The following is a 25,150-nucleotide window of genomic DNA, read 5'->3' on the forward strand; positions in this document are numbered from 1 at the left end:
ATAGCTTATCGCCCCTACCATCCTCGTGATGGTAGGGGCGATAAGTCTTTTCATGCCCTCGTGTCGTACCGTACGGGCGGGGTAGCCCGCTATCGTGGCAGGTAGGCAGTGTGTGCTTTAGCGCAGTCCGTTGAGGTAGGCTGCGGCGGGCATAGCCTTCTTGCCAGGGGGCTGTAGCGTCTTGATCTCGAGGAGTCCATCGAGGGTCGCCACAGCGAGCCTTCCCTTGGGGAGCAGTACGAGGGTACCAGCGGGTGGTGCTGGTGTCCCCTCGGGATAGGGTAGGGGGGCACTCTCTAGGATCTTGAAGGCGGTGGGGGGATGCCCCTCGAAGGTAAGCGTTGCCCAAGCAGCTGGGTAGGGGCTAAGGCCTCGAATCTGATTGTGCAGGGCATTCGTCGGACGATCCCAGTGAAGCTCGGTATTCTCCTTCGTGAGCTTGGGGGCAGGAGTAGGGGCTTCGTCTACGGAGCTCTGCGAGATGCCCTCGGGCTCTTTGTCCTGTAGGAAGAGGTCCACGGTCTTCACTAGGGTCTCTGCGCCTACGTGCATGAGGGTGTCGTGGATCTTACCCACGTTGTCCTCGGGTGCTATGGGGAGACGAGCCTGCAGTAGGAGGTCACCCGTGTCAAGCTCGTGACGGAGGCGGAAGGTCGTGACTCCCGTCTCCTGATCCCCGTTGATAATCGCCCAGTGGATGGGGGCTGCCCCACGGTAGCGGGGCAGGAGCGAGCCATGTAGGTTGATCGTACCGAAGCGAGGTAGGCTCCAGACGATCTCGGGGAGCATTCGGAAGGCCACCACTACCCCGAGGTCGGGGGCGAGCTCACGTAGGCGTTGGATGAAGGCTTCGTCACGCAGACGCTCGGGCTGTAGTACCTCCAGACCTACCTCTCGAGCGTAGGTCTTGATGCTACTCTCCCGGAGCTTATGTCCCCGTCCTGCGGGCTTGTCGGGCATAGTGACGACGGCCACGACGTTGTAGCCCTGCTCGACGAGGGCTTGGAGGGAGGGCAGGGCGAAGTCTGCCGTAGCAAGGTATAGGATGCGAAGTAGTTCTTTATTCATCTAGTCAATAAAATGTCTATATGGGTCTAGCAAAGGTACTAAGAAGCAGGCAGAGTACCACCTCTACCAGCAGGTGTTGCAGGACCAACACATGGAATGACTATAGTGCGAGGATAGAGTAGTCGAGGAGCATATACCCAGGATAGAAGCATCTGCATACTAAGTATATAAGCCCCCATTGTGTACCTGCTACTTAGGAGGAGCGAGTATACACGTGTGTACACTACCTCGCTCTAAGTATATCCTCGGTAGTGCTCTCGTGCATGTGTCCCTCGGGGGCTAACGCCTAGGTACTCTAGGAATACGGCTAAGGCTCCCGGATATGAACTAATATCCCCAAAGAGCCAGAGACTGGAGTGTACGAAAGAGATCAAGCCTCGCCCCTAGCTAGCGTGGGGAGAGGGACTGAATGGGGATCCCCTTAGCTCTGTACCCCTCCTGCAACATGCTCTGTATCAGTCCTACCGAGAGGACAAAAACGAACATACCTAGAGCCCTCCTGCGCTCTAGGTAAGAACGCCCTCGTCACCTTACATAGGTGACGAGGGCGTTCATTATAGGAGCGTAAGAGGGCTCTCGGTATGTTCGTTTTGGGGATGGTATAATGCGCTCAATAGCCGAGGCCTAATGGCTCGGATAAGGTCTATGTATCCGTGGGGGGGGCGGGAGTGGCGAAGAGCCTTTAGCCCGACACTTCCCCGCTTCTAGAGCCTCCCGCTAAAGAGGATCTACGTCGATCGTAATGCTGACCCGACGGCTCTCCGGCAGGGTCGTGTGGAGCTGTGCCTGTGCCGAGGCGAAGGCTACCCGCTCAGCCTGGTAGGAGGTGGTGAAGGGACGACGAACGAGGATACGCTGTATGTAGAGCCCATCCACACGGCCTACGTGTGGGGTCAGGGCTTCGCTTACCTCCTCTTGGGGTAATAGAGCCCTTAGGTAGAGGGATAGGTGAAGGCCTACCTGAGCTACGAGGCGGGCATCCTTGCCCTTGAGGTAGATATAGGTCATACGCCATAGGGGAGGGTAGTGTAGGGCTTCACGTTCCTCCAGCGTCTGATGGATGAAGCTCTCGTAGTTCCCCTGGGCTAGGATCTGTAGGAAGAGGTTCTCGGGGTCATTCGTCTGGACGAGGCACTCTGGCTGTGCGCCTCCCTGCTCGGCACCTCGTAGGCGGAGCTGGTAGAGCAGCTGGTAGGCTCGCTCATAGGAGCGGAAGTCCGGGTAGCCGAGTAGTGCATCTAGCTGTACGACACCGATGAGGCCGACTTCGCCCCATACGGACTGCCCCTTGATGAGCTGTGTCCCGATGAGGATCTCGGTGCCCTCTGCCTCTAGTCGTGCCTGGAGCTCCGCCTGCTTCCTACGGGAGGAGAGGGAGTCGCTATCGATACGTACCACAGCATGATCGGGGAAGAGACGCTGTACCTCCTCCTCCACACGCTCTATCCCGTAGCCGACCTCACGTAGGGCGGGCTTTACCCCACTCTTGGTCTCCACCTCTGTCGCTCCACAGATTGGGCAAGCAGGGGGGGGAGGCTCGCTGTGCCCGCAGTAGTGACAGATGAGTAGTGAGCGGGACTGATGGTAGGTCAGGCTGACGTCGCAGTGTGGGCATAGGAGGCGCGAGCCGCAGGCTCCACAGAGCAGGTAGGGTGCGTAGCCCCGTCTATTCTGTAGCAGGAGGGCGGTCTTCCCCTGGCTGAGGACGGCCTTGATCCGATCATAGAGGTACGGGGAGAGGGCATAGCCGTAGGGCATAGCCTTGCTTTGGCGGAGCCCCTTGAGGTCGATCGTCTGTATTGGGACGAGGGCAGGTGGGGCTGTCGGTGTCGCTCCCTCTTCGTTCAGTAGGGCATACTTACCACGTAGAGCGTGGAAGACGACTTCGGCAGAGGGCGTACACGAGGCCAGCAGCACACGAGCTCCCCGCTGATGTGCCCTCCATAGGGCGACGTCACGAGCGTGGAAGAGTGGGGCGGTGCTCTGCTGCTTGTAGAGGTACTCCTGCTCCTCATCGATGACGATGAGACTGAGCCTAGGTAGGGGGAGGAAGACCGCAGTGCGTGTCCCGACCACTAGGGCGGGTGTCTCTAGGGTGGTGAGCCTACGATAGGTCTCCACACGTAGGGGCTCACCGAGGAGACTATGGTAGGGGTAATAGCCCCCCGGCAGGAGACGTGAGAGACGGCTTAGGAAGGAGAAGCTCGAGGGGGTTAGGGTGACTGTCGGGGTGAGGAAGAGTACTTGTCCCCCCTCCCCTAGGGTCTGATGTACCTGACGTAGTAGGTAGTCCTCCTTGGCGTGGGTGCTCTGTCCCCAGTAGAGGCTGACGGGATGCTCGAGCTTCGATACGGGGGGGAGGGCTGGGAGCTCTGCGGGATTACCTAGCTCTATTCGGCTCTTGGGCTGCTCCAGCTGCTCTAGGATGCCCTTGTCTATGAGGGCTCTGAGAGGTGCACTGCCCTGAGGGTGATGCTCCAGCAGGAGACTACGAGGAAGAGGCTCGGAGAGGGGTAGGTTACGCTCCTCGAGGAGGCGGGCGAACGTCCCCAGGAGCTCTGCCTGTCTCGGTGCTCTACTGAGCGTGGCATAGGTCTGGCTGAGTGCCTCGTCGTCCTGCTGGAGGTGTGGGGCTAAGCGTAGGACACGTATGAGTCTAGGTCGGTAGGTCTGCTGGAGTAGCTCCTCCGTGAGGAGTGCTCCGAGCGAGACGAGGTGGGCGATAGGACGGACGAGCCTTCGCCCGAGGATCTTCTCCAGCCGATCTACGGCGAGGCCTTCGCCCCCTAGCTCTCTGAGGGTGTCGAGGATCTGGAACTCAAGGGGGCTAAGAGGCTCTGTCGTCACAAAGTCGGGTGCGAGGCGAAGGATCGTCTGGCTCTCGGGAAGTAAGCCCGCAGGTAGCGCCATACGGAGCACCGAGCCTAGGGGGCAACAGTAGTAGTAGCTCACCCAGTCCCACAGACGTAGTTGCTCTTCGCTGACGAGGGGGCTAGCGTCGAGGACTTGGTCGATAGGCTTGTACCTCCGACCCTCCTCTCCCTCGCTTAGCCTGCGGATGACCCCCGTATAGTATCGCTTGGCACCGAAGGGGACAGCCACCCGACATCCTGCGCCTACCTCGGGGTAGGAAGCGTGCAGGTCGGGGGGGAGCTCGTAGGAGAAGGAGCCTTCGACGGCAAGGGGGATGATGACTTCGGCGATGAGCATATTGCGATGGGGTGGATAGCTTACCCTCTAGGTGGATAGCGTCGCCCTTCCACAGGAGAATATGTGGATACCTCGGTGGAGAGGTCGTGGATACCTCGGGGAGGGCGATGGGGACAGCTCGGGGAGCGTGATGGAGATGCCTCTACAAAGGTAATGAAGATGCCCCAGACGAGTCGTGGACGGAACTCACTCAGCGATAGCCCTTAGAGCCTCCCAGAGGGGGTGGGGAGGAGCGCCCCCGAGGGGATACCCTAGTCTCTCCCCCCCGAGACGAGAGGCGTAGGGGAGGGAGATGGGAGCGAGGAGAGTAGCCCCCTCGGGGAGCAAGCTATCTGGAGCGTCTGGAGCGTTTGGCCTTGCGAGCGGAGGACTTGGAGTGCTTCTTGCCCTTCTTCTGGTGCTTGGGGGGAGGGGGCGGGCTGACGAAGAGTTCGCTGACGAAGTGACCGAAGGCGAGCTTAGCCTCTGCACTATTGCGCAGGTTATTGGCCATGAAGACGAGACTGTACCACTTATCTCCCCACTGGAGGTAGCCTGCATAGCCCCGTACACCACGTATAGATCCGCTCTTGACATAGGCTCTGACGTCGGGGTGGATCTGTATCTTGCGTACCGTACCCGCTACCCCGACCTCGGGGAGCGAAGCGAGGAAGGGGGCACGTAGTCTATCATCCTCCCAGAGCGCATGGAGCATCTTGCTGAGCGTCTGCGCCGTGATACGTCCATGGGGACTTAGCCCCGATCCATCGTAGGGGGTGAACTGCGAGGCCGTCAGCTGGAGTCGCTGGCGCCAGTAGTTGCGCACCGAGACGGGCAGAGAGCCCCTGCGCTGGGTGCTGTCGTTGAGGTGATAGGCGAAGGCCTCGGCATAGATGTTTGCACTCCGATGGTTGGTAATCCGGATGAGGGTATCGGCTCTGAGTGAAGAGTACACCCCGAGGCGACTGATCCCTATCTGGGCGTTCGTCTGTAGCGGGCTCGGGGTGGTGCGCACCTCTATCCCCCACTGCTTGAGCCCCTCTCGGAGCCAGAGTGTAAGGAAGCGAGGCGGATCGACCAGTGGCATGCGTCGGTGATGTGCGTGTAGAGCTGAGCGAGCAAGCCCCGAGAGCAGGAGGCTATCCCCCCCGGCACTCACCCCGAGGTCTAGGTGCATCCTTCGCCCCGTCTCCACCTCGACAGCCGTCGGGAGGCTGAGCGAAGCGATATTGGTCTCAGCTAGCAGGCTATCCCGAGTGCTCCGTAGATAGACGTCGGCGTAGTTGTCGGCGATATTGAAGCCCGAGGCGGGTGCACCATAGTACTCATTGAGGTCTTCGTCTGGCCAGTACTCCCCGTAGGTCGGGGTGGGGAAGCCCCGTAGATCTAGGACGACTCCCCCCGTGATCAGACGGATCCCCCAGCGGTGTAGGAGCTCGGCGATCTCCCGGATGAACCTCTGGCGATCATCGATATAGTGCGAGGCTAGCGAAGGGTCGCCCGAGGCTCCGATCACGAGCTCCCCCTGCAGCGTGTCCCCGAGGAGTATCCCACGAATACCGATGGAGGTCTGGAAGCGGTAGTTTCGCCCTCTGAGGGCGAGGAATGCCCCTGTCGTCGGGATCTTCATGAGCGAAGCCGGGCAGAAGGGGTCTTCTGTCCGATAGCTGATGATAGGTGTATGGGTAGAGAGATCCGTGAGTAGGACGGTGACACGGGCATGTTGCTTCTGCTCTAGCTTCTTGAGGTGACCGAAGGCTTCGGGGAAGGGCTGTGCCTCGATCTGTGTGCGGGGTAGTAGGATGAGCAGTAGCGTGATGAGTAATATACGTGATGTGGGCATAGTGGTATAGTGGTCTGCCCGTCGGAGGGGATATATCTACCCGACAGAGGCAGTGAGAGGAGTAATAAAGCTATTCGGCAGTCAGTGAGTAAAGGGCAGGAGAAGAAAGATAAGTAGGGGCACCCCCTATGTAGGTTCGTCTCACATCCCCACTAGGGAGGTGTGTGGTAGACCCTCAGGTGGCGTCGGGAGCTTCCCCTGGCGAAGGGAGGGGGAGAGCTCCCATCGCCCCAGTGGGCTCGCTTACCTCGGGAAGAGAGGTTGGCCTGCGGGGCGAGGTAAAGGAGAGAGGCCGTCCCAAGCCTAAGCTAGAGACGGCCTCTTCGTTGGGATAGATCTGAGTAGGCGACTTACTTACCGCTCTTAGCCATAGCACCACGTGCAGCACGTGTGAGCTTGACGGCGCATACTACAGCGTTCTTGGCGTTGATGATCTCGAGCCCATCGAAGTGTAGGGCACCGACCTGGATCGTCTTCCCTAGGCCGAGCTCTGTGACGTCGATGAAGAGCTGCTCGGGGATCTCGGTGTAGGGAGCACGTACCTTGAGCTTACGCATCTCTAGGCTGAGCTTACCCCCAGCCTTTACCCCCTCGGCGTGACCCGTCAGCACGACAGGTACCTCCATGACGATGGGCTTGCTAGGCTCTACCTGTAGGAAGTCTAGGTGTAGGATACGATCTGATACGGGGTGGAACTGTAGATCCTTGAGGACAGCCTTGACCTGCTTGCCCCCGATGGTGAGATCGATAGCGAAGATGTCTGGCGAATAGACGAGGTTACGTACGCTCTCCTGACTTACGGTGAAGTGTACGACTTCGTTACCTCCGTAGAGGACGGCGGGGATATTGTCCCCTTGGCGAAGGCTCTTAGCGGCCTTCTTGCCTAGCTCCGTGCGGAGCTGGCCTTCGAGTTGGAAAGTCTTCATTCCTTGTTTCTAATAGTTGTGTTACTCAAAATTAGTGTCATCTAATTTCCCATCACACGAGACCTCGCACCAGAGGTACAAGGGCATACTCGCCCGAGAGACAATCGTCAAACGCCGACAAAGATAATTAAAAACTTTTAGAGTGCTTTCCTACAGCTACATCTGAGGTGTAAGTAGGGGCTCATCCGCCTTTGCCTCAGGGGCGATCAAGGGGATGAGTTTCGGTAACGTAAGGGCTTGGTACGTAGGCTCGGGGAAGGCTATATGCACAGAGCGGGAGGCGCTTCCCCGAGGTAGATAAGGGGGGATGTGCTGTGGTCGGCATAGGCTACCGATGAGAGGAGCACAGACAGCTCAAAGGGGAGAGAAAGGGAAGATAATCCGAAGCTGTAATACAAGGTGCAGGAGGCTCTATCCATCATCTGCACAATAAATCCGAAGCAAATAGACTGCTCGCCCCAGAGGGACTAAGCCGGGAAATAAACCCGTGGGGTAGGAGGCACTAGAGCCTACTCGCTACCGCCGAAGTAGAGACCCCATCTAGCTACGAGTGCTAGAGGATGCGGGGGAGCTATCTGCGGGATAGGACGAGACGGTCGCCTGGCTGCATGAGGGGGAGGTGGATACGACCATCCTCTGTCAGCGCCTTGACATCGAGGAGACGTCCGTTGAGGCGAAGCTTGTAGTCCTTGAGCTCCTTAGGCAGGGTGAGGATATGTCTGTAGGTAGCATGTGCTACGAGGGTGAGCCGTGTGAGCTTGCCCGGACGTGACTGATCCCAAGCGAGGGAGCAGGTAGCATTGCCTACGACCTTGAGCCCAGAGATCATCCCCTCCTTCCATGCCTTCGGTAGGGCGGGTAGCGGGGTGATACTGCCAGTCTCGCTCTGTAGAAGCATCTCCATAATACCCGAAGATCCCCCGAAGTTACCGTCGATCTGGAAGGGTGGGTGTGAGCTAAAGAGGTTGTTGTTTGACCCACTGCCATAGGGCTTACCCGTCTTGGGGTCAAGGGCATCTACTGGGCGCAGGAGCATGTTCAGGACTTCGTAGGCCTTCTCGGCATCTCCTAGGCGAGCACGGAAGTTGATCTTCCAGGCCATCGACCAGCTGGTACTGCTCGCGCCACGTGCGTCTAGGCTCTTGCGTGCTGCAGCGATGAGCTCTGGAGTACGCTCCCTAGTGATCTCATTGCCGGGGAAGAGTCCATAGAGGTGCGAGACATGTCGATGGTGAGGGTCTACCTCCTTGTAGTTCTCCAGCCACTCCATGATACGTCCATCAGGGCCAATAGTCGTAGGCTTGATCTGGGGGAGGAGCTGGGCAAGAGTGTCAGCGAAGGCTTGCTCTCCGAGGATACGGGCCGAGGCGATCGTATTGGTAAAGAGCTCTCGGATGATCTGGTTGTCCATCGTAGAGCCTGCACAGACGGCTACAGTAGAGCCGTCGGGAGCGATGAATTGGTTCTCGGGCGAGGTTGTCGGCGCATTGACGAGGTAGCCGTTGTTGGGGTCCTTGACGAGGGTAGACTGGAAGAATTGGGCAGCCCCCTTGATGATCGGATACACACGCTCTAGGTATGCCCTATCCTGAGTATAGAGGTAGTGATTGTAGAGGTGCTGGCAGAGCCAAGCGGCACCTGTATTGGTAGCGCCCCAGCTGGGGTGCTCACCAGGGGCGGTGAAGCCCCATACGTTCCCGAGGACGTGTGTGACCCAGCCCCTGCCCTTGTAGAAGGTCTGGGCGGTTTGGAGCCCCGAGGGGCCCAGCCCCTCGACCCATGAGGTGAGGGGCTGGACAGACTCGGAGAGATTACCCTTCTCGCTTGGCCAGTGGTTCATCTGGAGGTTGATGTTCAGATGGTAGTCACTGTTCCAAGGAGCCTGGACGAGGTTCGTCCATAGGCCCTGGAGGTTGGGAGGGAGAGCACCTGGACGGGTGCTGGAGAGGAGTAGATAGCGACCGAACTGCATGTAGAGGCTTGCGAGGTTGGGGTCAGCAGCGGGGTTCTTGTGGTAGGCTGCCAGACGCTGGTCGATGGGGAGTCCCTCGGCCATACTACCTGCGTTGCCGATACGCATCTGTACGCGTGTCATAGACTCTGCGAAGGCTTGACGGTGATCACACTCCAGAGCAGCGGGGCTAGTCCCTGCGGCTGTCATGATCTGGTCGATGCCTTCCTCTACGAGGGAGAGCTGAGGATTGTAGTAGTTGGTGTTATGGGCGATGAGTATTTGGATGACTGGAGCATCTACGATGAGTAGCTCGTTGCCCCGGGCGATGAGCTTACCACCGTGTAGGAGGAGGGGCTTTGCGACGATCGCATAGCTTAGCCCTTGTCCGCCTCGGCCGTTAGGCAGCGAGCCAGAGAGGGTGATGAAGCCATCACGGATGGAGCTGTAGCCGTTCTCTGGGCGGCTCATGCTCAGGCGTAGGGTGTCCTGACGTGCAGCGGGGGTCTGGTTGTAGATGTTGATGACATTGACATCGCTGACGTAGGAGCTGTAGAGTGTCTTTAGGCGGAAGGGCTTGCCAGCGACCTCGATGATTTCTTTGCTCTCACCGTGGTTGAGGTCTAGGCTGCGCTTGTAGCTGGAGCAGGGGATGTAGTGACTCCAGTCTAGGTGGAGGAAGCCTCCTACCTCGTAGCTCCCATAGGGGGTCTTAGCACCGTTGCCTTGGCCGCTGCCCTTACCTCCGCAGACGAAGGTCTTGTAGATAAGGTTTTCAGCCTCCTTGTGCTTACCGGCAAAGAGCAGTTCGCGGATCTCGGAGAGGTACTTGGAGGCCTCGGGGTTGAGGGCTTCGGCATCCTTGCTACCGCTCCACATAGAGCTTTCGTTGAGCGTGATCTTCTGGTGCGTCAGGCCACCATCGCTGAGCATGCCGAGGCGGCCATTCCCTAGGGGAAGCTCCTCCATCATGTTCTTGGCTGGGCGGTCGAAGTAGTAGGTTAGTTCAGGGATGGGCACGAAGCTCCCTGAGGTCGACTCTTCGGGTGTGGGACCCGAGCTCTGGGCGTGTGCGGGACTCGTGGAGGCAAGGAGCACGGCGAGACCGGCACAGGCAATAAACTGTGTCTTGATCATAAGTTAGATGTATAGAATTAAACGAAGGACCCTCGGTGTACCCTTGATCAGGGGGTACTCGGGGGGGTATCTGTGATGTTTTCTGGTTCGCCCTCGAAGATCTCTACAGCCTCCACGTCTCCTGCGTCAGAGCAGGGGGAGAAGCCCACGGGGGTCTTGAAGGTTGCGTCTTTTCTGTAGCCTAGTTTACTGTCAGAGTATACTTTCTTGATGAACTTGCCGAAGACAGGTAGGGCGGCGGCTGCCCCCTGCCCGAAGGCCATGGTATTGAAGCGCACGCTACGCTCTTCGCCTCCTATCCAGCATCCTGCCACGATGTCTGGGGTGAAGCCCATGAACCACGTATCGCTATTGCGCTGTGTCGTCCCCGTCTTACCGCCCAGAGGCATCTGGAGCCCAAAGGCTGCCGAGCGCAGGCGTCCCCCAGTACCGCCATTGACGACGTTCTGGAGCATGTAGAGCATCTTGTTGGCAGCGTCGGTGGTGAGCACCTCGGTCATCTGTGGGGCGAAGGTCGCCACGATGTTGCCGTGCATGTCCTCGATCTGTGTGACGAAGATCGGGTCTATGCGTACCCCATCATTGACGAAGGTTGTGTAGCCCGAGACCATCTCTCCGACGGTAGCCTCGGGGGTACCGAGAGACATAGCCATCGTAGCCTCGATAGGGCCTCGGAGGCCGTAGCTCTCTAGGAGTCGCTTGAAGGTGATCGGGGAGGTGCGACTCATCAGCTCGGCGGTCACCCAGTTATCGGAGTTCTGTAGCCCCCACTGGATGGAGACCATCTCGCCGATACGACGGCTATTGGAGTTACGGGGTGTCCACGTCTGACCATTGTCCAGACGGTAGGTCTGCTGTACGTGTAGGATCTCGTCACAGGGCGAGGCTCCGTCCACCATAGCCAGCGAGTAGAGGTAGGGCTTGATGATCGAGCCCGTCTGGCGTCGTCCATCGGAGACCATATCGTACTGGAACTGTCCGAAGTTGATGTCCCCCACATAGGCCAATACATGACCGTTATGTGGGTCCATCGCCATGAAGCCTGAGCGCAGGATCCCCTTCATGTAGCGGATCGAATCCATCGGGGTCATGATCGTGTCACGCATACCACGCCACGACCATACCTGCATCTTAGTCTTCTTGTGGAACTGTGCCTTGATCTCGGCCTCGGAAAGTCCGTCCTCCTTGCTTAGGCGCCAGCGCTCACTCTGGCGCATCGCACGGCTGAGGATCGCCTCGCGCTGTTCCTTGGAGATAGAGGAGCTGAAGGGATCACCCCCACGACTCTTGCGCTCGCGGTCGAAGGCGGGCTGTAGATACCCCCCGACATGCTCCTCGATAGCCTCCTCGGCATAGCGCTGCATATCTGGGACGATCGTCGTGTAGATCTTCAGCCCATCGGTGTAGATGTTGTAGGGGGAGCCGTCTGGCTTGTGGTTTTTGTTGCACCATCCGTAGAGGGGGTTGGTCTCCCACTGGATGCTGTCGTCCCGATAGCGGTCGTACTGCCAGGAGGCGTAGTCGCTGGGGTCGGGCTTACCGGCCATCATGATCTTGCGCAGGTGCTCACGGAAGTAGGGTGCGGTGCCCTGCTTGTGATCCATCTTGTGGAAGGAGGTGCGGATCGGGAGCTTGGAGAGTGAGTCCACCTCACGCTCAGAGAGGTAGCCAGCCTTCTCCATCTGCTGGAAGACGGTGTTGCGTCGCTCCAGGGGCAGGGGGCTATTCCTACGGAGTATGGGGTTGTAGACCGAGGGGTTCTTACACATCCCCACGAGCACGGCAGCCTCCTCGACATTGAGCTCGGCGGGAGTCTTACCGAAGTAGGTATAGGCAGCCGACTTGATCCCTACGGCATTGTAGAGGAAGTCGAATTGGTTGAGGTACATGGAGATGATCTCCTCCTTCGTGTAGTACCGTTCTAGCTTCGCAGCGATGACCCACTCCACGGGCTTCTTCATCATACGGGTGAAGAAATTGGAGCTAGGGGGCGAATAGAGCATCTTGGCGAGCTGCTGGGTGATGGTACTCCCGCCGCCCCCGCTCTTCTGCTGGAGGATCCCTGTCTTCACGACAGCACGTGCCAGCCCACGGAAGTCGATCCCTGAGTGGCTATCGAAGCGTACATCTTCGGTGGCGACTAGGGCTTTGATGAGGTTTGGGGAGATGTCTTTATATTCAACGAATACACGATTGGTACCGCTGTGAGCAAAGGAGCCAATGATCTCACCGTTGGCGGCGATGAGCTGTGAGGCATACTTGTCGATGGGGTTCTGTAGCTGCTCAATAGGGGGGAGGTAACCGATCCACCCACGTGAGATAGCAAAGAGCCCACCGAATATAGCGAGCCAGACGAGGGCAAACCCGCCCCAGAGGCACGCCTTGATCTTATTATTCATTCTACCTATGATCATACATTCTCCTCCTTGGTGCTTGAGGAGCGTACCTGCTCTCCGCCCACGGTGCTATGCCCTAGATCGGATGAGGTACACATTATATATACTACAAAGGTATGAACTTTTAGTTACTCGCAATACAAATTCCTCTGATGGCCTCATCGCAAAGGGCAGAGGGTGCACGCTCTCTGTTCAGAGAACGTGCACCCTTGCTTTATCCTCACCTATGATTATCCCTTATTGCTTAGACTTTTGGTGGAGCCTCTGGCTTATCTGTATGTGGGGGTACCTCAGGCTTGCTTGGACGAGATGGAGGATCTACAGGAGTAGGTTTTTTCTCGTTCTTGGATGAGTCTTCAGGAGTTTTGGGTCTAGGAGGTGGCCCAACTTGTTTGTCTCGATCCTGGTGTGGTGGACGCTCAGCCTTCCCTTTGAGAGGGGGGCGTCCATGACTAGATCCTATGTGAAAGGGCGGTTTCTGTAGCTTACAGTGACCCGCGTCTGCGTATTTTTGAATAGCACGGACGATGTGTTCTATCCAATCCGAACTGGGAGCCACTCCAAGTCCAATGCCATACAGTGTGAGTTGCATGGCAACGTCCCTTTGGCATGGAGTCATCTGCTTGACAGCCTCACTCCATATCATACGGTCTCCAGGGGACATCTTAAGCCCCATGGAGCGTTTGATTACTTCGATCTCTCTCTCATCACAGATTTTGATGATGGTTCTACGTAGTACCCTCATAATCTCCATCTTTGCGAGTATCTCGGCTTGTACAGGCTTTGAGTATGAGGAAAAAACGTCTGAGGCCTGATAGGAGGCAATATGTTTTAACAGAAGATTCTCATCAGGGGCGAAAGCTATCTCCGAGAGGTCGAAGAGAGAGTCTTTGACAGATTGCGGGTACACGAGTACTCCATGGGGAGCTTTTTCCCCTTCGAAGTACATTGTCTGTAGAGTAAGTAATTTGGCTACTTGCTCGGCTTCTTTATCTAGGCTATCCCTGGATATGCTAGATTTAGAGGAGGGTGTTAGAGCTCGTGTCTCATATTCTTCAAAGGTGCTACAGTGGATGATGTGGCGACTTAGTACGCTTATGAGGTCTTTACTGCGCTCTTGTGGATCCTGCACGACGCTGTCTATGGTGGATCCTGTGTGCCTTGAACTCATATCCTCCAAATTCTGCTTACCACAAGAAAATATGCAGAGGAGAGTGAAGAGACAAAAAGTAAGTCTCTGCGTGATGTATAGGGTGCTTTCCCTATGTGGCTTATGTTTCATATTGATTAGTCTCTTTTCTTGGTGAGCGTGAGAATAAGTATTATCACGACGTCTGGAAGAGGGAGTATTGCCCAGAACCAGCACCAAAAGGGTGTAAATAGCTTATTATAAAAGCTAGAGAAGGATTCTCCCGCTTCCATCGCGAGGTAGGCACGATAGAGCGCGAAGAGAAGGAAGATGATGGCGAGGACTCCCGCTAGCCAGTTGTAGACTCGGAGGGTCTTGAGTAGGTAGAGTCTTGTTTGCCTCAGTGGAATAGCCATGTCTTGGGAGAAATTAGGGACGGGGATTGTAGGTGAGGATGGGGGCACCTGTGCTACGGGCTCCCTTGTGCTTTGAGATCTTTGTGTTTCTTCCTTATGTCTGTACTTACTCTTTTAGGTGAGTAGTCTAGTCTTAGAGGCATGGTGTCTTGGTCTGTAGCCTAATGCTGTGGGGAGACCTCACACTACGCCCTTCACCCGCAAAGGTATTGATAAATCCGAGATGGACAATCCCATTCGCTAGGTGTCACGCTACGGGGATCCTTTGGCTCGACTAGCCAGTTGTCAGGAGAGCACATATAGGGAGGGACGTGGGGCGATGTCCTCATACCCTTAGCTAAGCCTACGATAGACCGGTAGATAGTGTACACGTGTGTACACACTAGTGTACCTACTGTGTACACTCCGATGTACACGCGTGTATACAAGAGTGTACAAGCGTGTACACTCCTGACGCTCCTGCCGAGAGCCTACCCCGGGGAGGTACTGTAGGCTAGGGTGAGCCCTCGGGTATATATAGGTATGCTGTAGCGTTTTTTCGTATCTTTGTCATCGACTTTTGTAGGAGAGCATCGCTTGATGTCCGCTTATTTAGGTCAGCAAGTCATGCGTACCTCTCCTATCGAGAGACGCTCGTGTGTAATTCATAGTAAGTTTAACAAATGGAAAATTTAAAAGAGATCAAGCCCATCGCAGACTTCAACTGGGATGAGTTTGAGCAGGGAGAAGCCGTTGCTTCTGCTTCACGCAAGGAGCAGGAAGCCGCCTACGACAACACGCTGAACAACGTCAAGGATCAGGAGGTCGTCATAGGTACAGTCACCGAGATCAACAAGCGTGATGTCCTCGTAGACATTGGCTTCAAGAGCTCTGGTCGTATCTCCGCTTCGGAGTTCCGCTACAACCCTGAGCTAAAGGTCGGGGATAAGGTAGAGGTCTTCATCGAGTCTCAGGAAGATAAGAAGGGTCAGCTCGTCCTATCTCACCGTCAGGCTCGTGTAGCACGCTCTTGGGATCGTATCAACGAAGCCCTGGAGAAGGACGAAGTGGTACGAGGCTACGTCAAGTGCCGTACGAAGGGTGGTATGATCGTCGATATCTTCGGTATCGAAGCCTTCCTCCCTGGATCTCAGATAGACGTCCGTCCTATCCGTGACTACGATGCGTACGTGGATAAGACGATGGAGTTCAAGATCGTCAAGATCAACCAGGACTTCAAGAACGTCGTCGTATCACATAAGGTACTCATCGAAGCCGAGCTCGAAGCCCAGAAGGCAGAGATCATCGGTAAGCTCGAGAAGGGTCAGGTACTCGAAGGGGTGGTCAAGAACATCACTTCCTACGGAGCCTTCATCGACCTCGGTGGTATCGATGGTCTTGTACACATCACCGACCTCTCCTGGGGTCGTGTCTCACACCCCAGCGAGGTGGTATCACTCGATCAGACGCTCAACGTCGTTATCCTTGAGTTCGACGAAGCTAAGAAGCGTATCGCTCTTGGCCTCAAGCAGCTCCAGCCACATCCATGGGATAGCCTAGACCCCAACCTCAAGGTAGGTGACAAGGTCAAGGGTAAGGTCGTCGTCCTGGCTGACTACGGTGCCTTCATCGAAGTCGCTCCTGGCGTCGAAGGGCTTGTCCATATCTCCGAAATGAGCTGGACACAGCACGTACGCTCCGCTCAGGATATCCTGAAGGTAGGAGACGAGGTAGAGGCTGTCATCCTCTCGCTAGACCGCGAAGAGCGTAAGATGAGCCTTGGCCTGAAGCAGCTCAAGGAAGATCCATGGGAAAACATCGACAAGCGTTTCCCCATTGGCTCTCGCCACACTGCCAAGGTGCGTAACTTCACGAACTTCGGTGTCTTCGTAGAGATTGAGGAGGGTATCGATGGGCTAGTCCACATCTCTGACCTCTCCTGGACGAAGAAGATCAAGCACCCCAACGAGTTCACCGAAGTAGGCGCTCCCCTTGAGATCGTCGTCCTCGAGATCGACAAGGAGAACCGTCGCCTCAGCCTAGGCCACAAGCAGGTAGAGGAGAACCCCTGGAACCACCTAGAGGCTGACTACCGTGTAGGTAGCATCCACGAGGGTACCATCAGCGAGTTCATCGACAAGGGTGCTATCGTCTCCCTCCCTGAGGGTATCGAAGCCTTCGCTACGCCTAAGCACCTCGTGAAGGCTGATGGCACACAGGCTACTAAGGGTGAGACACTCCCCTTCAAGGTCATTGAGTTCAATAAGGACGCTCGCCGCATCATCGTCTCACACAGCCGTACCTTCGAAGACGAAGCAAAGGCCGAGGCTCGTGCTAGCGAACGTGCAGAGCGTGGTGAGCGTCAGGCTCGTCAGCAGGATGCCGCTGCCGCTGTAGCTGCTACCAATGCTGCTACGGAAAAGGCTACCCTCGGTGACCTCGATGCCCTCGCAGCACTGAAGGAAAAGCTCTCCTAAGCGCTATACCCACATAACGAAAGGGGATCGCCCCACAGAGCCTAGGCTCTGTGGGGCGATCTGCATTATAGGCCATGTGCTAGCGCTATGGGATAGGTGGGATAGGTGCAAAGTCTAATAGGTCTAATAAGTCTAATGGGTCTAATAGGAGAGCGAAGAAGGACTAGCCGTACTGGGAGCGGTGAGCTAGCCGTGTCGGGGGCGGTGAGCTAGCCGAGTGAGAGGCTGGGTGGAGGGGCTTTTAGGTGGCGGGGAGGATAGAATTAGCTGAGTCGCTGGGACGGGAGGACGAGAAAGGGTAACCCCTCGGGAGGTACACCGACTAGGTCGGTGGTCTCCCGAGGGGTTGCCCTTTGTAGATCGGTGGAGAGGCTTGGCGAGCTTACTTCTTGATGAAGCGCTGGCTAGAGCCTCCCGCACGTACGACGTAGATGCCTGGTGTGTAGGCGCTGACGTTGATACGATCCCCACGGCGGTAGTTGGCATTGCGATAGAGACATTCACCCGCGATGGAGAAGATCTCTACACGACCTGCCGTGGTGAGCGTGATGTAGTCCACAGCTGGGCTGGGGAGTACACGTAGGTCGGTGATGTTCGCCGTGTCATCGGTGACTGGAGGTTCGCCCACGGTCAGTGGGATGCGTAGGTAGACGGCGGCACCACGGCTTATGGCCTTGACGAGGAGGCTCGTCTCACCCTTTGCCTTGGTAGTCACCTCGAGCTTGCCTTCCTTCACAACAGCTGTAGCTAGAGAGGCGTTGGGTGCCTCGAGGAGGGTGTAGGTGACCGTCGCACCTGCCTTCTTAGGTAGGGTCGTTGAGGAGAAGATCTTAGCGAGCTCCAGAGCCTGCGTAGTAGCAGGGCGGATGGTGACCTGTGCTGCCTGTTCCTCGATGATCTTACCCCCTATGTTGTCTAGGATGAAGTAGAAGGGGATCGTCGAGCCAAACTGATTGGCACGTGTACCCATAGCCGTGAAACGGATCGAGGATACCTCGCCAAGGGCGGAGAGGTCCAGCCACTGCCACGTGTCGATGACGTAGTGATCGGCAGGGTTCTCACTGCGATAGTCGGCGAGGTAGAAGTCTACCTTCTTGGTCTCGTCGTCGTTGGAGATCGCTGTGATCTTGTAGTAGTCTCCCTTCTTGAAGGGCGTATTAGGCTCATCCCCCAAGCCCGTACCATGCTCGGAGACGTACTTGACCCAAGCGGTATTGGAGATGTACATGCCGGGGATCACAGCCTTGGCAGCATGGGTGACCTGGAGCTTGGTATCACCGAAGAGATAGGCGACACCATAGTTCTTGGAGTCAGCTACCCCGTGACCGACGACACCGTTGTACTGATCAGCCAGCTGGCTGTAGGTCGTAGCGGTGTGGCTGGAGTAGGCGTATCCGCCCCACGAAGCCCACTTCTTCATATAGGTATTGGTAAAGCCGTAGCTTCCACTATAGAAGGTCGTGGTCTGTACATCCTCAGTCTGGTTGGGGTCACCTGTCCAGTGGCTTTCGCTGGCGAGTGCGAGGTCGTCGAAGGTAGCTAGTACAGCATCACTTGCGACTCGAAGGAGCTTGCCCGCAGAGGTCGTGGTGCCCCAGGCGTCCTTGGCGACGACCTTATATAGGCGGGTATGATCCGCCTTCGTCGTGTAGGAGGCCTCGGTAGATACTTCTTTGCCTAGGGCATCTGTCCAGGTATAGGTATAGGGAGCTACACCACCGGAGGCGGAGACGCTGAGTGTCTTCGTCTCGCCACTCTTGGCGGTCTCGGTGGTGGCGTCCAGCGTGAGGGCTGCGGGGGCACCACTGAAGTCATCGATATGTACTGTACCGAGGGTGACGAGGGTGAGGGAGTGTAGCGGGCCGAGTTCACGGAGGTTGACGAAGGTCCACTTCCCATCGCTGGAGGGGAGGGTCTTGCTCTTTGTCTCCTTGCCGTCCTTGTCCTTAGCCTTTAGGACTAGCTCCTTGTCACTGCGGAGCCAGAAGCCGCCTAGGACAAGGTCGTTGTGGCTATTAGTGATGGATACATCTGCAGGGGAGATGACCTTGGCGATATGCTTGCTACCGGCGGTCGCTCCCTTAGCCTCCTGGACGACCTCGAAGCCCTCGAAGTGTGCCGTCCCGTCGTCGAAGGTGGTCTTCCCGACAGTGACACTCTCGAAGGTCGATACCTCCGTCTTGGGGTATCCCGTGGTGAAGGTAACGGGGGTGAAGGGTGCGGTGTACTCGTCATTCAGACCGAGCAGTAGGCCGTAGAGCTTGTATTCTGTCTCGGCAGTGAGGCCCGTCAAGGCCTTAGTCTGCTCGGTACCCTTGCTGAAGATCAGCGAGGTCGTCGAGGCCTTCAGTTCATCTACTGTAGGAGCAGCGTCGCTGGAGGGCAGGATCTTGTAGAGAAGCTTTCCGAACTCCGTGGCCTTGACCACGAGGCGAGCTGTCGTGACCTCTACCTTGTCTACACGTGGGTAGCCTGCCTCCAGGGCGGGGGTGGTGTGGTCGGTGACCTCGTAGGCTCCTGCGGTAGCAGGGTCGGGACGCTCAGCAGAGGTGATGTCCTTGGTGACCTCGGGGAGACGAGGGGCGAAGCGGAGACCACCTACCTTCTTGGGAAGGAGTGAGGAGGCTTCGTCGAAGAAGGCTGCTTCCTCTACGATCGAGGTAGCATCGCCCGTCTCGCTCTTCCACTTGTTGATATCGACAGCCTCACCGAGGTAGGCGTAGCTTGCCCCTGAGGTGAAGTTGGCATTGTGGGAGAGGGTGAGCCCCGCCTTCATCGTCGCTCTATTGAGGTAGTAGACGTAGCCCCCGGTATGGTTCTGTAGGAGGTTGTTCTTGATCGTGGCGTCGTGCTCGAGCGTGTTGTTTTTGCCGATGTTCGCTAGAGCTGCCGTATTCTTCTTGTCGGCAGGGCCGGTGATGGACACAGAGTTGTGTAGGATGTCAGCCTTGCCGATGTGGGCGTCGGCGAAGTAGATACCATAGACGGCGCCGGGGTGATTGTCGGCTGTGAGGCGGAGCTCGTTATTGTAGATGAGGTTCCTCCCTGGGGTGTTCTCCGCCACAGAGCCTCCACGCAGGTAGAGGGCATTAACGTCTCGATACCTCCCCGTTGCTACTAGGTCGTGGGTCTCTATCTTATTGCCTCGAATGGTGGTGCTCCCCGTGAGGACAGCATCGATGGCCTTGTAGGGACTTGCGACCTTGCCCGAGCCGATGATATGGTTGTCCTCTAGGATGCTCTCATTCACCTTGGTGGAGTAGATCCCCACGGAGCCCTGCCCGACGAAGGTATTACCCTTGACGAGTGCTCCACGGAGCTTGGGTAGGACGGTGTAGCTTGCCCCGTCGATATAGGCTCCTTGGTAGCCCCCTTCGATGGTAGAGCCCTCTAGGGTGAAGTAGTCGCTGTTCCTATTGGCTACGTTCTCTGAGGCAGTCCGTACGCCCGCTAGGGTACCTGTAGCATAGTCGGTAGCCTCGGGTGCCCAGACGTAGCAGTTGCGGATGGTGACGTGCTCGCTCTTGTTGCGGATGAGTAGTGCAGCGGGAGCTTGCTTGCTCTCTCCGCCGGTGGCAGCCTTGATGCTGACGGCCTCTAGGGTGAGGTAGTCTGTACCGTCGATGGTGAAGTGGCCAGGGTTATCCCCAGACTTCCACTGGGCCTTCTTGTACTCCTTGATGTCGAAGACGACATCCTCTCTATTGCCACTCTTAGAGCGGATCGTGAGGGTGTTGGTAGAGGAGAGGCCTGGGATCTCAGGGATGAGAACCATACCCGTGTAGGTACCCTTCTCGATGAGGAAGGTGACGGCACCGTCGGCGCCTATTCGACTAAGCTCATCGGTCGCCTCCTTGAGGGTCTTGTACTTGGCCTCGGAGGAAGCCCCGATGGTGTATGTCCCACTTATCCCCTGCTTGATGGAGTGCTTTCCCTCGGCAGAGGTGCTGGGAGCGACGGCACTACCATCCTTTACGGCGACGCTCTGTAGGCTCATCTTGACCTCAGCGCCTACGGGTGCTGTGCTGGCGATGTCCCCCGTGAGCCAGTAGTGGTAGACCCCGGGCTTGTCGTAGGTGATAGAGCCCGTGATCGCAGTGGCGGTAGCGTCTTCGGTGGAGCCGAAGAGCTCGTTGCTGCTGAAGGCACTTTCACTACCCGTGGTGTAGATGCTACGCTTGCTCAGCGCCTTCTGGCTAGTCTCCTCAAGGGCTGTGAGGTTAAAGCCAGACACGGTCACCGACTGACGCTCACCCTCTACGCTTATCTGGATGTGGACGAAGGGGACGTCCTTCTCTCCACGTAGGAGCGTCTTGGGCTCCGAAGCCTCGACCTTGACAGTCTTGACGGCGAGGGGGCGAGGGGTGATGGACTCGATGGATAGCTCCCAGTCGGACTCTCCATAGCCCTTGACATACTGGATGGTCATCGAGCCATCGGCGGCGTAGGAGATGAAGGCTTCGGAGGCCTTGTCGTCCGAGGTGAGCTTGTGTATGAGGTTCTTCTCATCCGTGGAGGCTCCACTGTAGAGGTTGAGCTTCTGTGACTTCGTATTGGCTACACGGACTACGGTGCATCGGATGATCTCTCCTGCACGTGGTCTGAAGTGTACTGAGCCCGACTCCGTCGTCTTAGGAGCAGCATGGTCAGGCCCCCCTGCATCGTAGAAGAGTAGGGGAGAGGTCACGTCTACAGTGGCATCCTTGCCCCCCTCGAAGATATGCTGTAGGCTCGTGCGACGTGCCCCATCGGGGTCTGGTGTGCTGATCGCCTGTGAGCTACCCGAGAGGGTGAGCTCGCCGAAGGAGGCATCGAGGTCTATACCTGCAGGGGCATCGGCCTTGAGGTCAAAGGCAAGGTAATAGTAATTAGCGCCGACAGCCAGAGTCTTGTTGGCGGTAGGCACGAGGGTCGCCTCTGCGGTGAGCGGTGCGGAGGCCTCAGCGACGAGGTAGGAGGAGCTGAACTCCTTCTGGTCGTGGGAGGCATATAGGGCTATGCGGGAGAGGTGCCCTTCGTTCCCCTTGAGATTGACCTTGAGTTGGTCGAGGGTTAGGGGCGAGAGGAAACCCTCGGTCTGTAGCTCCAGCCCGAGGATAGCCTGCTTGGCACCGCCAACGGGTACTACAGCTGTAGAGGCTTGGAAGCCTACAGCCTGCGTGATCGTCATCGCCTTAGGCGTGACGGAGCGTAGCTCTGCCGTCCAGCCCTTGTCGGTGTATGTACTGCTGATCTGGTTGGGGTTGAATACGATCGTCAGAGCTCCGTCGGCCGAGGAGGAGCGTAGGGTCTTGGGGCCTTCGTTGTGGTTCGTGATGTCGACCTTCCAGATCGGGGTACCGCTAGCGGTGGTGCCATCATAGACCTCGAACTTAGCTCTGGGGTTTAGCGAACCCTTGCCGTAGTAGACGCTGAAGCTCTTGAAGTCGATCTCGATGACTCGTCCCGAGGCGTCGGGGACGAAGGTCGTGATCTGATCCTTGTTGCCCCCCTCATACTTACCGCTGTATGGAGCAGTCTTGGAGGCAAAGCTCCATTCGCCAAAGACTTTGTACGTATGGTGCCCCTCGGCGCTGATAACCTCGTTCTTGACGGGGCGGTTGCCCGTGACCTCCGTCTTCGATGGTGTCTGGGTCTTGCCCGAGATGACGGCAGAGGTTAGGGCTGCATCTATGGTACCCCCAGTGGTGGCATGCTCGGCGATGTCGTAGTAGAGGATGAGGTTGTTGTCCCCTTCGCTTAGGGTGAGGGGGGAGCTGAGCGTGATGGTGAAGGTCTTGCCCACGCTGGTAGCTTCCCCGAGCTTCACGGCGGGCTTTACGGAGCCCTCGCCTACCGTCCAGAGCTCGGCTCGGGTGATGATGCCCTCGGTGCTACCCTCGGTGGTGAAGGTGAGGGCTGTGGCGGTGAGGGGCTTGAGGTTGTCCTTCGTCTGGAGGTTGAGCTGTAGGATCTCCTGCTTCACTGAGCCTGCGGTGACGCCCTTGCCTGAGCTAGCCTGGCTCTGTAGGATATCCACTAGGGTCATATCCTGTGGTGTGTATTCCTCTACCACCGCCTCGAAGCCGTCCTTGGTCACCCCCGTGGTGCTCTTGAGCGTGACGGTCAGTGCGCCGTCATCGGAGCCCGAGCGTAGGACGATCGGGGTCTTATCCTTGAGCAGGGTGCGTAGGAGCTTGTCTGCCTTGACCTCCTTACCATTATATATATGTAGCTGGTCGTTGCGCTGGGGATTGGTGTTGAAGAGGTCAAGCTTGTTGAAGGTGATCTTCACGTGCTTGCCTGCGGTCTTGGGGACGAAGGTAATCTGTCCCTCGAACTGCTCTGTGATCTTGCCGTCCTTACCTCCGTCGTCATAGAAGTTCAGAGGCTTATCCCCGACAGTGATCGTCTGTGGGGTAGTACTGATCCGTACCTCGCCATCAGGTAGCTTGCTATCATCGGCACGGCGGGGCGTGCTGGAGACCTTAGCCACCCAGCCCTTGCCCGTGCCATTGCCGTTCTCGAAGACTAAAGTGACCTTCCCATCGAGGCTCCTGGATCGGATGACCTTCGTAGCTATGTCGTGAGGGTAGGATAAGAAGGGGTTAGGATTTCTGGGGCGGGTGTATGACTCCTCACCCTCGCTATCCTCTTCCTTGATGAGCTTGGCTACCCCGTTGTAGCAGTAGAGGCCTGCTCCACCAGTAAGCTCAAGTTCCTCGAGGGTGATCTCGATGACCTCCCCGGGTCGAGGGGTGAAGGTGATCGCCGACACGACGTTTCTCGGGATACCCTTGTCCTTGCCTCCACTATCGTAGAAGGTCTCATCGGACGAGATCGCGACAGTCTTCTCCCCGCCATCATTCCCCGGCATGAGAATCTGCGCATGCAGTCCCAGTCCTAGGGTGAGGATGAGGTAGAAGCTTAGTAAAGTTCGTCTCATAGAATTAAAGTAGTTATTATTTAGGGTTTGATTATTCTAAGTCATAGAGAGCCCTGCCTTAGGCGACGAGCTCGATCTGTCTAGCCTACCTAGGGGCGAGGGGACGGGTCAGTGTACGACCGATCTACGGGGAGGATGGTGCGATAGGGAACATGTAAGCTAAGTCTTTGGCAATCCATCTGTCCTACAAATGTACGGATAAAGGGTGAGATAGCCACCTCTCTCGGTGCTAAGTGGCAGGGCTGACTTATGATTTCCTCGGGTAGGCTCTGCCCTTTGGCTCCTCGAGGACTGTATTTCATGCCCGAGGGGAGCCTCCATCCTATCTCTGGAGCGCAGCTGTTATCCCCGAGGATGAGGCCTCTGGGAGAGCCCTACGGAGGACATACCGAGAGCGTAGTAGTGTACACGCAGGTACACTATGGTGTACACGTGGGTATACAGTAGTGTACACACGTGTACACATCACCCTCCTAGATACGAGCTATACACCCGGTATATATACCTATAGAGTATAGATACTCCGGTCTCGGGTGGATGCCCTTCGCCCACTTCGTCCCCATCCTCATCCCTAGGCGATGAGGCCGCCCCGGCATGCTGGCCGAGCCCCTCTATCCTACCGTCCACCGAACCTGTCCATAAGGGCTGTGTCGGGGAAGGGTAGGGCTGGAGAGTGAGCACCTACCACAATTAGCGTAGGGTCTAATGCGTTCTCCTAGGTAGATGAAGTCCTTATCCCATCGAATACTCCGGTGAGGGAGGATTAACGTAGCGAATATATTCGTATATTTGCTACCAGAAAGCAATGTCCGCACCCTCATGGGTGCATATCAAACTAACTCAAACTAGTGTAGCAGTATGGAAATCAAGAAGTCCGCAAAGGCTGACCTCGAGCGTGGCAAGGGTCTGTCTCTCCTGCTCGGGTTATTGGTTGCTCTCTCTGTAGTGTTCGTTGGCTTGGAGTGGCGCAGTGCTGTCGCACAAGCTCAGACGACAGATAGAGGCTTCAATGCCCAGGAGATCGAGGACGTAATGAACATCGAGGACCAGCAGAAGCCAGAGGAGCCCGAACCCGAGCCACAGCAGGCTCAGCAGGTAGAGATCCAGCTCCCTGATGATATCAAGGTCGTCAGCAACGATAAGGAGGTCATCAAGCCTACCATCATCTCTGTAGACCAGGATAAGCCCCTGCCTCCCCCCAATATCCCCCTCGGGACGAAGAACGTACAGGCCGACGAAGACGTAGACCAGACGGTCTTCGAGATCGTAGAGGAAAACCCTGAGTTCCCCGGTGGCCCAGAAGCCCTCCTAAAGTACCTCACCAAGAACACTGTCTACCCTGAGAGTGCTATCGACAATGGGGTTCAGGGGCGTGTCACCGTAGGCTTCATCGTAGAGCGTGATGGCTCTGTGGCTAGCGTAGAGATCAGAAAGAGTGTAGACCCAGCACTCGACAAGGAGGCTCTACGTGTCGTCAAGAGCATGCCTAGATGGAAGCCAGGTAAGCAGCAGGGTAAGGCCGTACGTACACGCTTCAGCGTGCCCGTCGTCTTCCGCCTACAGTAATCCATTTCCCGATCTCCCGGGTAGAGAGGTGCTCCTCTCCCCCATACGGTCTGAGAGATGTGACCTGAGATACGAAAAGATACTCCCCCGGGGCTTCCCCCGGGGGAGTATCTTTTTCCCCGCTCTCCCGCTGAGGTATCCCCCTCCC

Annotated in this window: 11 protein-coding genes; 2 read left to right on the top strand and 9 right to left on the bottom strand. The window is 56.9% G+C overall.

Going from position 1 to position 25,150, the window contains the following annotated elements:
* Nucleotides 1-117 precede the first annotated feature (117 nt).
* The 8 genes from fmt to QZ170_RS02625 all read right to left on the bottom strand — a co-directional run bounded on the left by fmt (nt 118) and on the right by QZ170_RS02625 (nt 14,055).
* Nucleotides 118-1,068 carry a methionyl-tRNA formyltransferase gene (gene fmt, locus QZ170_RS02590; RefSeq protein WP_297176645.1) on the bottom strand — a complete coding sequence of 317 codons (951 nt, stop codon included), beginning with the start codon at nt 1,066-1,068 and terminating at the stop codon, nt 118-120.
* 717 nt (nt 1,069-1,785) lie between these two features.
* Nucleotides 1,786-4,278, bottom strand: a complete 2,493-nt coding sequence (gene priA / locus QZ170_RS02595) for a primosomal protein N' (RefSeq protein ID WP_297176648.1) — start codon at nt 4,276-4,278, stop codon at nt 1,786-1,788.
* 328 nt (nt 4,279-4,606) lie between these two features.
* The gene (gene dacB / locus QZ170_RS02600; RefSeq protein WP_297176651.1) at nt 4,607-6,100 is read right to left on the bottom strand and encodes a D-alanyl-D-alanine carboxypeptidase/D-alanyl-D-alanine-endopeptidase; all 1,494 of its coding nucleotides are present in this window, start codon (nt 6,098-6,100) and stop codon (nt 4,607-4,609) included.
* Between the two features lie 350 nt (nt 6,101-6,450).
* Nucleotides 6,451-7,026 carry a 50S ribosomal protein L25/general stress protein Ctc gene (locus QZ170_RS02605; protein WP_297176654.1) on the bottom strand — a complete coding sequence of 192 codons (576 nt, stop codon included), beginning with the start codon at nt 7,024-7,026 and terminating at the stop codon, nt 6,451-6,453.
* Nucleotides 7,027-7,597: 571 nt separating this feature from the next.
* Nucleotides 7,598-10,114, bottom strand: a complete 2,517-nt coding sequence (locus tag QZ170_RS02610) for a glycoside hydrolase N-terminal domain-containing protein (protein WP_297176656.1) — start codon at nt 10,112-10,114, stop codon at nt 7,598-7,600.
* Nucleotides 10,115-10,161: 47 nt separating this feature from the next.
* A complete protein-coding gene (locus QZ170_RS02615) occupies nt 10,162-12,513 on the bottom strand; it encodes a transglycosylase domain-containing protein (RefSeq protein ID WP_297176659.1) in 2,352 nt (783 codons plus the stop codon).
* Nucleotides 12,514-12,754: 241 nt separating this feature from the next.
* Nucleotides 12,755-13,792: a proline-rich domain-containing protein gene (locus QZ170_RS02620; RefSeq protein ID WP_297176662.1), complete on the bottom strand. Its 1,038-nt coding sequence runs from the start codon at nt 13,790-13,792 to the stop codon at nt 12,755-12,757.
* A gap of 5 nt (nt 13,793-13,797) precedes the next feature.
* The gene (locus QZ170_RS02625) at nt 13,798-14,055 is read right to left on the bottom strand and encodes a hypothetical protein (protein ID WP_297176665.1); all 258 of its coding nucleotides are present in this window, start codon (nt 14,053-14,055) and stop codon (nt 13,798-13,800) included.
* A gap of 662 nt (nt 14,056-14,717) precedes the next feature.
* Here QZ170_RS02625 and rpsA point away from each other — a divergent pair.
* Nucleotides 14,718-16,511, top strand: coding sequence for a 30S ribosomal protein S1 (gene rpsA, locus QZ170_RS02630; RefSeq protein WP_297176668.1), 1,794 nt, complete (start codon nt 14,718-14,720; stop codon nt 16,509-16,511).
* 382 nt (nt 16,512-16,893) lie between these two features.
* Here rpsA and QZ170_RS02635 read toward each other — a convergent pair whose 3' ends face one another.
* Entirely contained in the window at nt 16,894-23,436 is a 6,543-nt protein-coding gene (locus tag QZ170_RS02635) for a DUF4465 domain-containing protein (protein WP_297176671.1), read from the bottom strand.
* Nucleotides 23,437-24,294: 858 nt separating this feature from the next.
* On the opposite strand from QZ170_RS02635, the gene QZ170_RS02640 reads away from it, so the two are divergent.
* Complete coding sequence (locus tag QZ170_RS02640; RefSeq protein WP_297176675.1) at nt 24,295-25,002, top strand: energy transducer TonB; 708 nt, start codon at nt 24,295-24,297, stop codon at nt 25,000-25,002.
* Nucleotides 25,003-25,150 lie beyond the last annotated feature (148 nt).

It is taken from the genome of uncultured Porphyromonas sp. (assembly GCF_905372525.1).
GTDB lineage: Bacteria > Bacteroidota > Bacteroidia > Bacteroidales > Porphyromonadaceae > Porphyromonas.